Source organism: Photobacterium marinum, assembly GCF_000331515.1.
Classification (GTDB): domain Bacteria; phylum Pseudomonadota; class Gammaproteobacteria; order Enterobacterales; family Vibrionaceae; genus Photobacterium; species Photobacterium marinum.
Genome location: NZ_AMZO01000016.1, coordinates 274,746 through 289,799, shown reverse-complemented (window position 1 = coordinate 289,799; position 15,054 = coordinate 274,746). Strand labels below are relative to the sequence as shown.

The window sequence follows — 15,054 nt, the reverse complement described above, 5'->3', positions numbered from 1 at the left end:
GCGAACTCCGGCTTTTTTGATCTGCGTATTCCGTCAGATTTTAGTACATACAAAAGTGTTATCGCATACGGAAAACATCAGTCTGTTTGTCATTTTGCACTTCGGCAAAACTGCGAACAAATGGTCCTTGTTGGCGAATTCGAACCGGTAATGTATCAATGGCGCGTTTAGCTTCAGCTTTCGTTGCAAAATCACCGTAGATTACCGCATACCAGCGATTACCAAGGCTGTGTTTCCAGTTTACCCAGATAGGAGCCTGGCCTTTGATTTCGCGAATATAGTCGCGGATGTCACGCTCTTCGCTCAACGCCAGAACCTGAATAGTGTAACGGTTCGGGTCGAGGTGGCCGTAGGCTTCCTGGGTGGTCATTGCGCCAACACACTGACTGTTAGTATAAGTGCTTTCTGTTGTTGAACAGCCGGCAAGAAACAGTAGCGCGATAATGGCATAAATCTTATGCATCCAATGTCTCCCTATTTGGTCCCGGGTGACCGGGAATAGTGCTCATGTGCAAGTCTAACAAGCTGACAGATAAATGAATCACAAAAAGAGTTGAACGAAGCCGTTTGCTGATTTTTCCATCGCTTTTGGTATGAATTAGCATCATTTCCTGAAGCTTGTCTGAATTCTGTGCATTCATACGGGGAAAATACACATCAATAGTGACTATTTTAACGCTTCTCGATTAAACTGTATATACATACAGTATTTGTTGTGAGTAAGAGTATGACGGTCCTACCTGTTTTTCTTGAGTCAGTAAAATGCGGTTTTCCATCTCCGGCTGATGGATATGAAGAGTCGTTGGATTTGGATGATTTCCTGATCCGTCATCCGAATGCCACTTTTTTATTACGAGCCTCTGGAGAGTCGATGGTTGGTGCTGGTATTTATGATGGCGATCTGCTGGTTGTCGATCGTGCAGAACCCGTTGTTCCGGGGCGAGTTGTTATTGTCCGTATTTATGATGAATTTACCTGCAAGCGTCTGGTAAGGCATAACAATGCCTGGTGGCTTAAAGCAGAAAATCCGGGATTCACCCCTTTTCCTTTGCCGGAAGACTCTGAAATTTTCGGTGTGGTAACCCGCAATATTCATGATTTGTTGAATTAGCAGGCAAAGAAGTGAGTAAAGCGTTAGAGGGGTACCGAGATCAGGTATGGGCTCTGGTTGATGCCAAAAGCTTTTATTGCAGTTGTGAGCAATTGTTCGATCCAAAGCTGGCGAATAAGCCGGTAGTCGTGCTTTCTAATAACGACGGCTGTTGTGTCGCTTTATCAGAGCAGGCCAAAGCATTGGGCATTCAGCGTGGTGCTCCTTGGTTTAAAATCGAGCGGGAAATGAAAAAGCAGGGCGTGGTAGTGCGAAGCTCGAATTATTCCTTGTATGCCGATATGAGCCGCCGCTTCATTGAAGAGCTGCATCGCTTTTCACCTCACGTAGAGCAGTATTCTATAGACGAAGCTTTTGTGCGCCTGGATGGCTTGAGCCACAAAGGGTTGGCGGGATACGGGAAAGATATTCGAGATACGATTGAAAAGCACCTTGGTTTGCCTGTTCGCGTAGGTATCGGAGCAACTCCGACGCTGGCTAAGCTTGGTAATCAGGCGGCCAAGCAATATGAAGAACGAGTCGACGGCGTGATTGAGATCGACACTGATCATAAGCGACGCTGGTTGCTGGAAAGAACCGATATTCAGGATATTTGGGGAATCGGTGCGAAAATGTCGACACGTCTGCGTACTTCAGGTGTTCATAACGCCTTACAGTTAGCGGATAAAAGTGCGGCAGATATGCGACGGTTATGGAATGTTGGCTTAGCCAGAACGGTGTTGGAGTTACAGGGGATTACCTGTATTAACCCGGGAGACATTGATGAAAAGCGTAAACAGATTTTATCCAGTCGCAGCTTTGGTATCGGGATCAGCAGTTTGGACGATCTTAAGGCGGCATTAGCATTTCATTGTCAACGAGCCGGTGAGAAATTACGTCGACAAGGCAGCCAGACGGGAATTGTTAGTGTTTTTCTTCGTACCAACCGTTATAAAGAATTGCCTCAGCATAACAAGACCAGTATCAGAACATTGATGTGCCCGAGTCAGGATTCTTATAAGTTTCTGTCTTTGGCATTAGAGCAGCTTGATGCTATTTACCGACCGGGGTATGAATACCAGAAAATCGGAGTGATTCTTGATGAACTAACTGATGCTAATAATGACCATTTTCAGTTCGATATGTTTGATACCAGTGCGTTGGAAGAGATGAAGCGACGGGATTTAATGGCGATTACCGATAAAATGAACGCTCGTTTTAAAAACGGCATTAAACCAGCCTCAGTAATTAGCTCGACAAACTGGCATATGCGTCAGGCATTTCGATCAAATCGTTGGACAACAAGGCTTGATGAATTGCCGGTAGCAAAATGTTAGAAGAGTTACTGATCATATTTTGGTTATAAAAATTTTTATTTAATTCCATTTGCTTATAACAATATTTTATTTCATAGAGGTAAAGAGTATTTTCTTTACTGCGTGTCATTTCATGATAATTAAGCCAGTTTTCCGAAGTATATAAAGGAAGTACCTCATGGCTAAATGGATAGGGGGAGTGCTGGCACTGGTTGGTTTGTCGTTGCTATCTACCGGGCTTATCAGTGCGTTATTGGATCTGACAGCATTTTTGTTGCTGCTGGTTGCAGTGTTTAAAACAAGAAAAGAAAAATCCTGAACTGTCAAACAGTTCAGGCTTTTTAAATTTCAAGAAAGAGTATTTAAAACAGTTGGATATAAGTAAGTGACCCCAGCCCGATACTTAACCATAGCAAGATACCAAGTAGCAGAGGTTGCAATCCTGAAGCACGCAGTCTGTTTACCGTAATTCCAGAACCAATCAGGAATAAGCAAACCACCAGTACACGTTTAGAGACAAAGAAAATTTGGTCATAAACCGGCTGCAGGTTCGGTACCCAGTGGGCAAAGAGTATTGCAACGCAGTAGAACACGATGAAGAAAGGCACGCCGATTTTTTTGCTGTCGCCTTTGAACATTAGTGAACTGAGGAAAGCCACAGGAATAATCCATAAAGCACGGGCCAGTTTTAGTGTGGTTGCGGTTCTCAATGCTTCATCACCATAAGCTCCGGCAGCACCAACGACAGAAGATGTGTCATGGATGGCAATAGCAGCCCAAGTACCAAAAGCATGCTGACTCATATCCAATAAGTGGCCGATAGCCGGGAAAACAAACAGGGCAACAGAGTTAAGAATAAAAACTGTTGCCAGAGCCAGTGATGTTTGTTCATCTTTGGCATTGATAGCCGGAGCGACAGCGGCAATGGCACTGCCACCGCAGATAGCTGTTCCTGATGCAATCAGGTGACCTGTTTTTTGTTCAATGTGCAGAAGGCGAGTAAGCAGGTTGCCGATAATTAGGGTGAAAAAGATAGACGCAATAATAAGTCCTAATCCTTGCTTGCTGGCTTCAATGGCCTGGTCTAAATGAATCCCGAAGCCAAGCCCGATGATTGAATAGGAAAGTAGCTTTTTGGTCAGTGCACCAAGGTTGAACTGAGTTGGTACAAAGCCTAGGCTAGCAAGCGAAAAGCCCAGAATTAAAGCAACCGGAGAGCTGATAAAAGGCAGAAGGCAGACAAGGGCGATGGCAAAAAAGAGACAATCGGATGTCTGGCATTTTTTAACTGAATTGGTGAGTGAAGCAAGTGACATCATCAGTGATAAGATAATCAGAAAACAAAAGGATGGCGCGAGTATACGTTGAAAAGGGAGTTAGGCAGAGTTAAATAAATTGATGGATGGGTTAAGAAAAACTTAACGTATAAATAGTGCCTTTGGGGAACTTGTTGGAATATAGCTTTAGATTGTAACGCTTACTTTCTAACCCACTTACCGGCAGCATTTTGGTAATAATGACCGGACTCTGTTTTTTCGATTGCTTTTTTGTAAGCCAGCTTGCCAACTTCAGCAGTAGTCAGACCATGAGAAACAGCAATTTTTTTATACCTGTCTTTACGGAGTGCATTTACCCCCGTGACCAGTTTTCTTACTTCCGGAGACGGATTTGACGTCACGGCGGCAACATACCCCGTGTTAGTTTCACCAACCAGCCCCTGGCTTTTCGCCTGCTGGAGATCAAGTGCAAACGCTTGGGCAGAAATGAAAAAAGCAAATAGCAGAACTAGAAATTTCTTCATGGCATTCTCCTTGCCATATCAGAATACATCTTCATCACTGAATAAGTCATCTATTTCCTTGTCAACTTTGATCCGGATTTCATGTTCAATCTTAACGTTGAGGTTTACTTCAATAGGTTTGTCGGAGGGGGAAACCTGAACAGTAGGAGTGCAACCTGAAATACTGACGGCGCTGAACATGACAGTAAGCGCAAAAAGTGTGGTGATGCAGGTAAGTTTAAGCTGAATATCCATGGACTACGACCTTTGTAAGCCATTTTTTGTTAAAGCGCAAAATTGCTACTCGTTTAAACCAAGCTGCTTTAAAAACAGACTCTCCAGCTTCGATGAATTAATGACATTCAGTGTCTTTATTAGTGCTGGTATATCGTCTTCGATGTTCAGGTTTAGATTCACCGGGCGTCCGTTTTGAAAGTCCGGATTATGCCCCTTAAACCTTGAACTGGCATTTAATTGTCCTTCTTTAGAATAGTCTATATCAACGGCCAGCGAGTCGTATTTATAATTTTTGAGAATCTTACTGATCACCAGCAGACTGTTTTCTCCGGCTGCTTCGATGTTCTTATCAATCGCGGAACCTTCTTTATATCTTAGAATCCCGCCGGGATAACGGGAGTGCAGGCTGCCATTTTTAACCACCGGAATACCATCTTCAATGGCAACAGGAAAGCGGCCATCGAGGATGCCGGTTAGTTCAATGTCTTCAGGTTCAATAGCTTCTATCAGCTTCTTCAGATCTAGATGGTGCACAATAATCGGGATTTCCGGAATGTTGGCCAGTTGATTACTGGTGACACCATGAGTGCTGACAGAACCGCCGAGCGTATAAGCGTTCGCACGATGAAGGGCATAGCGATTATTTTCCGTGTCAAATTCTATTATTGCGAAGACGTTTTCCAGTAATACTCCGGCATGTAAAAGGCCGATATGGGCGCTGATCGGGTGCTTTGTACGTATACCTCCGGGAGTAATAACCGCAGTGACGGCAGCATTAAAGTCGGCAAAATGAAAGCCGTGAATATTGCCGCTGAGAGCATTGGTAAAGACACCAAAGTGTCCGGTTAATTTGTCTTTATTGATAACCAAGTCGGCATCAAAACTGATTTTGCCATTATTCAGATCGTATTCTAGCGGAAGCAGAGGCAGATAATATTTCTGCAGTGTTTGCTTCGGGCTAAAGTGAATTTCATTACGGTGTAACTTGATTCGGGTCTTTTGTTGGCTTAAATCTGAGATAACAGTGAACTGGACCAGTTGTGCCCGTTTCATATTATTCAGCTCGCCTTTGGCAGAGATACCTCTTGGTGTCAGTGATATCTCCCCGTTACTGCCAAAAGCAGGCAACCGCTGATCGTTTTGCCCGAGGTTCAGACTAACCTGATAGAGAGTGTCAATTTCTAGTTTCTCACCGGATTGAAACAGCGAAGTATCTTTCAGTTCAAGCTCAAGCTTTGCCTGATACTTTTGAACCGGAAGCCGGCTTTTGTCTTGAAGTAACTTTTTCCGAGTCTTTTCCGGCAGGCTGTCATCAAGAATAATTTTCTCAGCGTATGCATTAGCACCAAGAATAATTGCACTGTCAGGTTCAAGATTCAGCATTAGGAGTGCTGGCTTGTCAGGCTCAAAGCGCTGACTAATTTCAATTCCTGGAATGCTTAGCTCCAGCTCATTGATTTCAGTATTGATAAAGTCCGGATGTGCTGAAAGCGTCAATTTATCGAGAGTAAGTAGGGTATGTTTAAGTTGTACTTTCAGATCACTGGCAGACCATTGCATGGAAGCATCAGTCGTCGCATTTACCGTCTCAATTTTTGTGTTAGTAACAGGAAAAAGCTGACTTAGCTTTCCCTTAAAACGTAGCTCTTTGTGACACTGTAATGATTTTGAAATTTCCGGTATATCAATGCGTAATGAGCAGATGAGCTGCTTAAACTGAATTGAAATCAGACTGTCGTGATGAGGGCTTTTCATCGCGATGTTTTCTGTCTGCTCGGTAAGATTCAGAGTTAACACACCTTTGTTGAAATGTGCTCGTAAATCGATAGCACCGTCGGTATGAAAAGCCAGTGAAGAAACAGGGCGCTTCTCTGATTCGGATGGTGAAAGAACAGGATGATGGAAAGCAAATTGATTGAGGTCGAGATCGACTTTGGAAGGAAGCTTCATCGTTATCTGGTACTCGGCCTGAGTGATATCAATCATATTGATTAGCTTTGAGTCACGGGAAGATTCAGTTTTCTCTGAGCTTTCTTTGTTGGCTGTATTACCATTCTTACTCTGATTACTAAGAGGCAGCATGCTGATCTGCTTTGCCGTAAACGTCAGAGGTGCCTGTAAAGTGGCACTCGGAATACCGTGGAGATTTAATCTGTCTGTCAGTGTTTTTGTATCAGCGAAATTTAACTGGCATGAGAGGTTCTTGGGTAACGGGTTGGCAACATGAAACTCGGCTCGACAATCCAAACTATTGCCATGGGGGCCGGATATATGCCCGGTAAAGTGAGCGTCCTCTTCATTTAAGTGTTTCAGGTGAACGTCAATATTGTATGGGTCAGGGCCGAGTGCTTTACCTGTCAGCTTGAATCTTGCTTTCTTATCCGGCTTGTCTTTTCTTGGATGCGGGGTTTCCAAAACCATCACGGAATTGATAATCAGCTTTCCGTAGCTGAAATCTTTAACCTTCAGTTTTCGTAAAGGCAAACGAGACAGTTTTCCGATAGCTCTACCGAGGTGAAGTCCCTGGTTAGTGTTATCCGGTTTTTCGACAAATTGAGGCAGGAACTTCGGTTGTTCGAACTTGAGTTGATCGGCTGTTAGCTTGATACTTTGTGCTGCTTGATCAAGATCCATTTCCAAAGCGATATTCCGACCGGACTGAATATAATCAGGCGTAACTGTTGGCCAGTCCGGTATCAGCGTCGCTATATGAACAGACAGAGGTGTTTTCTCAGGCTGCCAGCTAATAGAGAAATTACCGTCTTCAAAGCTGAGCGGATATCGATGTTTTGCTTCATCCTGTGGGATGAAAAGCTTGAGAGAGGCTTGCCGGATAAAACCAGTAATCACTAGATATGGTTGAGTCGTCAACACCAATTCAATGTTACTAATCTGCTGCTTTATTGGGTGATCATTTTTATCAAACAAAGATGCTTTGAGTTTGCTGGCATGAGCGCTAAATACATAAGGCTCAGAGAGGTCGGTAAAGTTAAACGAAGCATCAACAAAAGACAGAGCGCTAAGACGAATTCCTTGCTCTGCCAGTGCATTCAATACCACCGGAGCTAACCTTACCTCGGTTTGGCGGGAAAACAAGCGCCATGATGAATTTGAAATTGCGCTTTCCTCATCAACAAAATGTTCAAGACGAAGTTTTTTGAGAGTAAGTGCATTGTTGTTGATAGCAATGGATACTTCATCAATCATCAGGCCTTGCTTGAATGTGATGCCTGACACGGCATTGATTTCGATTCCCTTAGAGGCGAGCCAAGGAGGAATGATGATAGCCGGGATAACGAAGAAACAAAGTAAAGCAAACAGGCAATAGATAAAAAGGCGCAGCTTACGGCTGCGTTTGTTTTTTCGTCGATCGCCGTTTTTTTGCATCGCACAGGCTTTCTTCGACGCACTTTGCTGTTTACCTGCTTCATCCATGAACCAATAAAGCTCCCGAAAGACTTATCTTTGCTTGTTATTAAGCATAAGCCTGAATCATGGGTTTGGTTGGAAATGTTTGATTATTCAGTCTGCTATGTAGGTGAGGGGGGAGTGAAAGAAGCATAAAGAAAAGCCCTCAGAAGAGGGCTTTTGTGTGTCTGCATATCGGAAAAAAGTAGCCGGTTACTATCAGAGTTCAACAAAATGTTTTTTGACAGGGCCCCGGCAGATTCCATGTTGGCTACATATAGTAGTTATTATAAGAATTCTTACCTTACAGGAGGTTAACAACCTGCCAGTGCAGGATCACAGGCAACCTGTGCAATCTTGGCTTCGTGTAATTCATCTTCGGTTGGTGCCGGAATTGTAGTTTCATTATTCAGGCACTGTAGTGCATTCATCAGCGCACCTTTAACAGCAGCCTTATCATCACCATCCAGAGCGTGGATGGCTCGGAAAAGTTCTTTCTGAATTTGCGCCGCTTGTTTGGATGCTTGTTCCAGCTCCAGATATTCAACAGAAGCGATTTCATGAATTCGCTGTGCTGAGACGTTTGGATTTGACAGGTCCCGATTAGTCATCAGTTGAGATGAACAATGTTTCAGATAGGAGATGCTTTGAGAAAGCGAATGAGAAGGTTGTTCCATAATGATTAATCCTTACCTGTTGATTTGAAATCAATTTCTTATCGTCCCAGACACATGTCGGCAACTTTAGTGCAAAATGCTGTGCGATATATTAATTCAGATCAATTAAATCACTATTCTTAATTGTTTTTAATATGAATCATAAGGGCTATGCTTTATTAGGTTAAATTTGCTATTTGATGGTTAATTTTGCCATGCGAAGTGAGTAAATAATGAGTTAGTTAGTGCAATGTGTTGAAAATAAAGGCTTAAAAATCTGGCATGTTCTCTGCTGTAACATGATGACATTAGGTAGCCAAAGGGAATAAAAATGAAAAAATTGATGTGTGTACTGATTGTTATCTTTTCATTTTTTGCGATCAGCAATCTGGTTTCGGCAAAGGAGAGTTTGCTAATTACAGGAAAGATCGCGCTGAATAACAATGTACAACCGATCAATCAACTGGTAATGAAAGTCCCTGTCGGTAAAGTGCATCTCAGAGTTGCAGAAGGTGATGCCATCACTTATCGGGTTGAAGTCAAAGAAGACACCTCCGGATGGTCATTACTTAAATCTGATTTGGATGAAATCAGCATTTCAGAAAATGTATCAGCTCAGACAGCATTCCTCGAAATTGATGAGGATGACATAAAGCAGGAGTGGACTTTAATTGTGCCACCAGAAGTTGCGCTAAATTTTGATGTCGGTGTCGGGAACATTAACCTTGATTCAATCAGCCAGTCACTAAAAGCGGATATTGGTGTCGGTTCTGCATGGGTAAGTGTTAATGCCGCTGATTATGAACATGTTTCAGCAGGTGTTGGGGTAGGAGAAATTCAGGTAAGTGGTTTTGAACAAAGCCAGATGACTCAGGAACGTGCGGTAACATCAGCTCAGCTTGAATACAAAGGTGCCGGTAGTAATACGATTGATATTGAAATTGGAGTCGGTGATGTCAATCTGAGCCGTCAAATGCTCTAAGTTGCTGTAATTTATTCTTATAAAAAAGTGAATAGCCTTTAATATATGGATATTCACTTTTTTGACTAATTTATCGCTATGGTTAGAAAATTATCGGGGTAAATACTTAACAAAATGAATAAAAATATCAGTAACTGAATAACTATTTATTTCTATCGTCGAAATTTTCCTGTTTTTTTGGAGATCTAGATTTTTTCGTCACTCAGATAAGTCTTCCAGTTTTCCGTTACACGCATGAACTCTTCCTGACAAATGTCTTCCCGTTCTTTTTTGTATTCTTTATCTATCTCATTCAAAAGTTGTGAATGTTGATCTGGGTTACTACCGTAAATCAGACACAAGGTGTAATAGTAACGCTGAATATCAAGGCTATGTTCATCGATAAAATCCAGATTCTCAAAAGCTTCAACTTGCTGATCTTCATAGGCGAACAGATCGGCAGCACTAATCGCAACTTCGTCACCGTTTTCCACGTAATTCAGCAGTAAGACATTGGCAAAGTTATCTACGGCATCTTCCTCTTTGCCAAGTACAGGAATGTTTTGGTCAGCCACATAAGCATGCCCAAGCTCATGGAGCAGGGTATGTAGAAGGGAATCCAGAGCCGCTTGCTTTTCAGTAATCCCGGACTCTTTATAGTTGTTAGATTTGAACCGCTCAACGGCATGGTGGAAAAAGCTATATGGCACCAGAATCTCATGTTTCTCGGGATCGTATAAAGGACCATCTTCTGCACCAAAAGTAATTGCCACCGGTTCAGAAAAAACAACGACAGACTTACTTAATTCCAGAACCGTTTGAATTGCATCAGAAGATTTAATTGTATCCAGAACCTGCTTATCTGCCTCGTTATCTGCCGACAGGTATTGATACTGAACCGTTGGTTTTACATCGAGCTTCACGGGCTCAGAGGTGTCGGCAAAAGCGTGCTGGCCGAAAAGAGACAGACCTGCGGCAATACTTAATGGCAATAAATGTTTGTTCAGCATATTCAGGATTTACATATTGGTTTGATGAATAAGCAGTATCAGATAAAAAATGATGATGTTAAGCAAGGATTACATTGTTTTTATTCGTAGGAATGCGATGTGAACCTATGATACAAAGAGCAAAAGGGATGACGATAATTCGTCGGGAGTGAATGTGAATAAATTATTGTCTTTTGAAGCTTTACTGGTACTGGATGCGATTGAACGTCGGGGCAGTTTTGCTGCAGCATCTGAAGAGCTGGGGAGAGCGCCATCTTCACTGAGCTACCAAGTACAGAAGCTTGAGCAGGATCTGGATTTGGTGATCTTTGATCGTTCCGGTCATAAAGCGGCTTTTACCAAGGCCGGAGCGCTGCTACTTGAACGGGGACGCCAACTTCTTACTGCCGCAGATGAAATGATTTCTGATGCCAGTGCATTGGCGCATGGTTGGGAGCTGGACATTACGATTGCTTATGATGGATTGATCAAGCTGGATCATTTATTACCGCTGGTGGATGAACTGGGAAAACAGAGCAAAACTCGCGTTCGCTTTCGGGAAGAAATTCTAGCCGGTTGCTGGGAGTCTCTGGCACAGGACAGGGCTGACATACTGGTCGCACCTGCACCAGCGGTTGCTCCGCCGGAAGTGAAGATAAAACCTATCGGTAAGTTAGACACTATATGGGTCGCGCATCCTGACCATCCGATCCACCAGCACGACAATCCGTTGGATCCGAAAGTCCGCCAGCAGTACCGAGGAATAGCGGTTGCGGATACCGCACGTAATTTGCCGCCGCTGACTTATAACATTTTGGATGACCAGCCGTTGTTAACTGTCAGTTCAATGCACGACAAGCTGGTGGCACTTAAAGCTGGTGTCGGCATTGCCACCATGTCGGCAAGTTACGCTGAAGAATCGATAAAAAATGGAGAACTGACAGTGATCGGCGATGATCCTGTACAGGAACTGGAGATCGTATTGGCGTGGAACCGTAGTCGCATGGGTAAAGCCAAAAGCTGGTGTATCCAACACCTTGAAAGCTTATGGAAAAAGCAGTTTAAGCAGAAGTAATACAAGTAATTCTTTCCCCTTGATTTTCATGAGTTTAAATTTTCACCAAAAACTGAATCAAGGGGAAAGAGCTTAAGATTATTTCAACGGCAACAGCATTTCGACAATGCCGTCTTCCATTTGGATATCAATATTAAATCCGACTTTTTGCGCCAGCATGATCATCCCGCGGTTTGACGGCATCGTCATTCCGCTGATTTGGCTTAATCCCCGTTGTTTGCAGTAACGGATGATTTTATCCATCAAGATACTACCCAAACCAACACCTTTCAGATCAGAGCGAACCAGAATCGCAAATTCGGCATCAATGTTATCCGGGTCGGATAAAGCCCGACAGACACCGATGATTATTTCTTCGTTTTCACCTTTTTCGTTAGTTATTTGTTGTGTCGCGACAAATGCCATTTCACGGTCGTAATCAATCTGTGTCAGGTTTGCCATGGCTTCATGGTTTAATTCACCGACATCTGAGAAGAAGCGTTTGTAGAGGTCATCTACTGAAACCTGAGAGATAAACGCTTTATGTTTGGGCTCATCTTCCGGCAGGATCGGCCGCAGCAAGATAGATGTACCGTTCTTGAGTGTTGCTTCTTCTTCGTGCTCTTTCGGATAGGGCCGAATAGCGAGGCGCATCTGTATGTCACCATCAAATGGTTGAATGGTCATTGAAGCATCAATCACTGTCATTTCTTCACCGGCAGCCAGCAGCGGATGAATATCAAACTCTACAATTTCAGGGCAATCGATAACCAGCTGGGAAATTTTGACCAATAGTTTGCACAGCGCAGAGATGTCCAATTGCTCGGGCTGACTTCGTTGTCGGATTTTACCGGTTTTAATCGCATTAATAACCAGATAGCGGGCCAGCGCCATATTAAGTGGCGGAATAGCAACCGCCGCATCTTTGTTGATATCCCATTCGCCCGTACCTTCACCAATCAGAATGACTGGCCCGAAAACAGGATCATGGTGAACTGAAATCCGAAGCTCCTGGGCGCCTGAACGGTTGGCCATTCGCTGAACCAGCAAACCATCAATTTGCGCGCCGGGGTAATTGAGTGAAACCCGATCCAGGATAGCTTGAGCGCTGTTTGCTACTTCAGCTGCCGTTCTGAGATGAAGCATCACGCCATGAACATCAGACTTATGGCGAATATCCGGTGAACGGAGTTTTACCGCAACCGGATAACCGATTTGTTCGGCAATTTGTGCGGCTTCGGCAGCGTCTGAGGCAATCCAGGTTGGCAAGGTTCGGAAGCCATAGCTTTCGAGCACCGGGCGAACTTCGTGCGTTTTAAGCTGCGTGTGCCCCTGGGCGATAAGATGGTTTAGTACATCATGAACATGTCGTGGATTGGCCTGAACTTCCCCGAATGACACTGGCGTTTCCATCAATTGTTTCTGGTTTCTGCGGTACTCGACCAAATGCATGAAAGCGGAAATCGCACTTTCCGGGGTTCGATAGGCAGGGAAACCGGCTTGCGTAAATAACTGTCGTGATGTCACTGCCTCATTTTCACCAGACCAGTTACTCAGAATATTAAACCGCTTTGTGCGTGGATGAGATTTCAAAAGTTCAATCAGTTTCTCTGCTGTCTCTTTGCCTGATGCGATTGCAGACGGAGAGTGCATGATGAGCAAGGCGTCAAAATCATCACTGTCGAGCAGAACCTTCACTGCTTTTTCATAGCGACTGACATCCGCATCACCAATGATGTCAACAGGGTTGGAATGAGACCAGCAGGCAGGCAACACTTCAGATAATTTGCTGATGGTTTCATCACTCAGTTTTGCCAACTTGCCGCCTTGTTCAGAAAGCGTATCCACCGCCATTACAGCCGGGCCTCCGCCATTGGTCAGAATTGCCAATCGCTCTCCTCGGAGTGGTACCGAATGGGCCAGCGTCTCAACTGCAGCAAACAGTTCATGAGTATTGTGAACCCTCAGCATGCCTGCTCTGCGTATTGCCGCATCGTAGACCGCATCCAGGCTGATTTCACCACCGGTATGCAAATGCGCGGCCTGATTGCCTGTTACGGTTCTGCCACTTTTCAGCACCAAAATACGACGGTTACGGGCTGCCGCTCTGGCTGCAGACATAAATCGGCGGGCATCTTTCACAGAATCAACATACAGCAGGATGGCTTCGGTTTTACTGTCACGGCAAAGATAATCTAACAGTTCGGCAAAGTTGATATCACAGGCATCGCCAATAGAAAGGAATGTCGAAAAACCAATACCTTTATTTTTAGCCCAGTCGAGAATTGTGGTACACACAGCCGCTGATTGAGAAATAAAAGCGATCTTCCCTTTATTTGCCGCAACCGGCGAAAACGAAGCATTCAGGTCGAGCCAGGGAAGGATAATTCCCATGCTGTTTGGGCCGACAAGACGCATTCCATATTGCCGGGCAACAGAATACATGCGATCTTCTTCGGTTTCTCCTTGGTTTTCAAAGTCAACATTCATTCCGGCTGCCAGCACAATGGCAACTTTGACGCCTTTTTCACCTAACTGACGGATAATATCTATGTTGCGATGGGCGTTGGTACAGACAATGGCTAGATCCGGAACCCGAGGAAGACTGTCGATTGTCGGATAGGCCAGCACTCCTGCTACAGAATCATATTTGGGCGTTACCGGCATAATAGGCCCGTGGAAGCTTCCCGACAGAAGGTTACGGATAATGATGTTACCGGCCCGATTGGGGCTGTCTGACGCACCAATTACAGTGATTGACCTTGGTTTAAGAAGTTTATTCAGTCCATCCATAGCGCCACCCGCCATCAGTTAGAATTAAGAACAGTTTAACGGATGGTAATAGGTGTATGTGACTAAAGTCCGCGAGCTGTGATCAAAACAGGGTTGTTTGATAAAGAAATTAGGAGGATAAAGAATTGAATTAGAAAAGTGATGGCTCAGAGAAATAAACTAAAGATAGAATCGCAGCAACTGATTAAATTGCTGCGATTGATGATTTAGATTTCGTAACGACTCTTATCGCCGATGTCATAATGAATAGGCATACGCCACTTGGAAAATGCAGCCACCGCCAAAAGAATGGCACCGGACATACTGAAAGCAATGCTGATTTGTGCTTGGCCAAACACCAGGCAGAACCAAAATCCTGCCAGAGTAAGCGGAGTCAGCATCAATAATTTGAGTTTAAAGCAAAAATATTCTTTAATAGCCAATGCACTAAAGGTAAATAAAGCGGCACCAAGAGCCAGCGGATTCCATAAACCGGCAATCATCAAGATAGCGGCGAAAAGGCTGCTGCCAGCAATAAGTAAGCGGAAACGCTTGTCGTATATATGTACAGTATTTGCTGCAATCAAAGCGGCAATAACAAGGGCTGGTGTCGCAAAGTCAGCCTCCCAGGCAATAACAGACATGACTGCGGCAGAAAAGGTTAGGGCACCGCGATATAAGATAACAGTTAACCAATCAAGGCGGTCGATATCGCTTTTAATATGTGGATCGGCCATTGAAGAACTCCTAAAAGGGATGATTGGACAAGAAGAAGGCTATATTACACCTTA

General features: G+C 44.0%; 14 protein-coding genes. 5 read left to right on the top strand and 9 right to left on the bottom strand.

Translation table 11 applies throughout. The features are described 5' to 3' along the window. Positions 1 to 58: 58 nt before the first annotated feature. Positions 59 to 463 carry an SPOR domain-containing protein gene (locus C942_RS11405; protein WP_007465836.1) on the bottom strand — a complete coding sequence of 135 codons (405 nt, stop codon included), beginning with the start codon at positions 461 to 463 and terminating at the stop codon, positions 59 to 61. A gap of 264 nt (positions 464 to 727) precedes the next feature. Between C942_RS11405 and C942_RS11400 the strand changes: the two genes are divergently transcribed. The 3 genes from C942_RS11400 (at position 728) to C942_RS25345 (ending at position 2,725) form a co-directional block, all read left to right on the top strand. Beyond that, the gene (locus C942_RS11400; protein ID WP_036799692.1) at positions 728 to 1,111 is read left to right on the top strand and encodes a LexA family protein; all 384 of its coding nucleotides are present in this window, start codon (positions 728 to 730) and stop codon (positions 1,109 to 1,111) included. Positions 1,112 to 1,122: 11 nt separating this feature from the next. After that, entirely contained in the window at positions 1,123 to 2,427 is a 1,305-nt protein-coding gene (locus C942_RS11395) for a Y-family DNA polymerase (protein ID WP_007465831.1), read from the top strand. Between the two features lie 157 nt (positions 2,428 to 2,584). After that, a complete protein-coding gene (locus tag C942_RS25345; RefSeq protein ID WP_007465829.1) occupies positions 2,585 to 2,725 on the top strand; it encodes a hypothetical protein in 141 nt (46 codons plus the stop codon). Between the two features lie 43 nt (positions 2,726 to 2,768). On the opposite strand, the gene C942_RS11390 is transcribed toward C942_RS25345, so the two are convergent. The 5 genes from C942_RS11390 to C942_RS11370 form a co-directional block, all read right to left on the bottom strand. Beyond that, positions 2,769 to 3,725, bottom strand: a complete 957-nt coding sequence (locus C942_RS11390) for a YeiH family protein (RefSeq protein WP_007465826.1) — start codon at positions 3,723 to 3,725, stop codon at positions 2,769 to 2,771. 158 nt (positions 3,726 to 3,883) lie between these two features. Further along, positions 3,884 to 4,207 carry a YdbL family protein gene (locus tag C942_RS11385; RefSeq protein WP_007465824.1) on the bottom strand — a complete coding sequence of 108 codons (324 nt, stop codon included), beginning with the start codon at positions 4,205 to 4,207 and terminating at the stop codon, positions 3,884 to 3,886. Positions 4,208 to 4,225: 18 nt separating this feature from the next. After that, on the bottom strand, positions 4,226 to 4,441 hold the full coding sequence (locus tag C942_RS11380; RefSeq protein ID WP_007465822.1) for a YnbE family lipoprotein: 216 nt from the start codon (positions 4,439 to 4,441) through the stop codon (positions 4,226 to 4,228). Positions 4,442 to 4,486: 45 nt separating this feature from the next. Beyond that, positions 4,487 to 7,858, bottom strand: a complete 3,372-nt coding sequence (locus C942_RS11375) for a YdbH domain-containing protein (protein WP_007465820.1) — start codon at positions 7,856 to 7,858, stop codon at positions 4,487 to 4,489. 287 nt (positions 7,859 to 8,145) lie between these two features. Next, a complete protein-coding gene (locus C942_RS11370) occupies positions 8,146 to 8,508 on the bottom strand; it encodes a hypothetical protein (RefSeq protein WP_007465818.1) in 363 nt (120 codons plus the stop codon). A 310-nt stretch (positions 8,509 to 8,818) separates the two neighbouring features. On the opposite strand from C942_RS11370, the gene C942_RS11365 reads away from it, so the two are divergent. After that, the gene (locus tag C942_RS11365) at positions 8,819 to 9,469 is read left to right on the top strand and encodes a hypothetical protein (RefSeq protein ID WP_007465816.1); all 651 of its coding nucleotides are present in this window, start codon (positions 8,819 to 8,821) and stop codon (positions 9,467 to 9,469) included. A gap of 185 nt (positions 9,470 to 9,654) precedes the next feature. Here the strand turns inward: C942_RS11365 and C942_RS11360 are convergent, their stop codons facing one another. Beyond that, positions 9,655 to 10,458 (bottom strand): DUF4344 domain-containing metallopeptidase, encoded by an 804-nt coding sequence (locus tag C942_RS11360; RefSeq protein WP_007465814.1) that lies wholly within the window; start codon positions 10,456 to 10,458, stop codon positions 9,655 to 9,657. A 154-nt stretch (positions 10,459 to 10,612) separates the two neighbouring features. Here C942_RS11360 and C942_RS11355 point away from each other — a divergent pair, with 154 nt between their 5' ends. After that, the gene (locus C942_RS11355; RefSeq protein WP_007465812.1) at positions 10,613 to 11,512 is read left to right on the top strand and encodes a LysR family transcriptional regulator; all 900 of its coding nucleotides are present in this window, start codon (positions 10,613 to 10,615) and stop codon (positions 11,510 to 11,512) included. Between the two features lie 78 nt (positions 11,513 to 11,590). Here C942_RS11355 and C942_RS11350 read toward each other — a convergent pair whose 3' ends face one another. Both C942_RS11350 and C942_RS11345 read right to left on the bottom strand, forming a co-directional pair. Next, on the bottom strand, positions 11,591 to 14,284 hold the full coding sequence (locus C942_RS11350) for a bifunctional acetate--CoA ligase family protein/GNAT family N-acetyltransferase (RefSeq protein WP_007465810.1): 2,694 nt from the start codon (positions 14,282 to 14,284) through the stop codon (positions 11,591 to 11,593). A 206-nt stretch (positions 14,285 to 14,490) separates the two neighbouring features. After that, the gene (locus C942_RS11345; RefSeq protein WP_007465808.1) at positions 14,491 to 15,000 is read right to left on the bottom strand and encodes a DUF2301 domain-containing membrane protein; all 510 of its coding nucleotides are present in this window, start codon (positions 14,998 to 15,000) and stop codon (positions 14,491 to 14,493) included. Between the last annotated feature and the right edge of the window lie 54 nt (positions 15,001 to 15,054).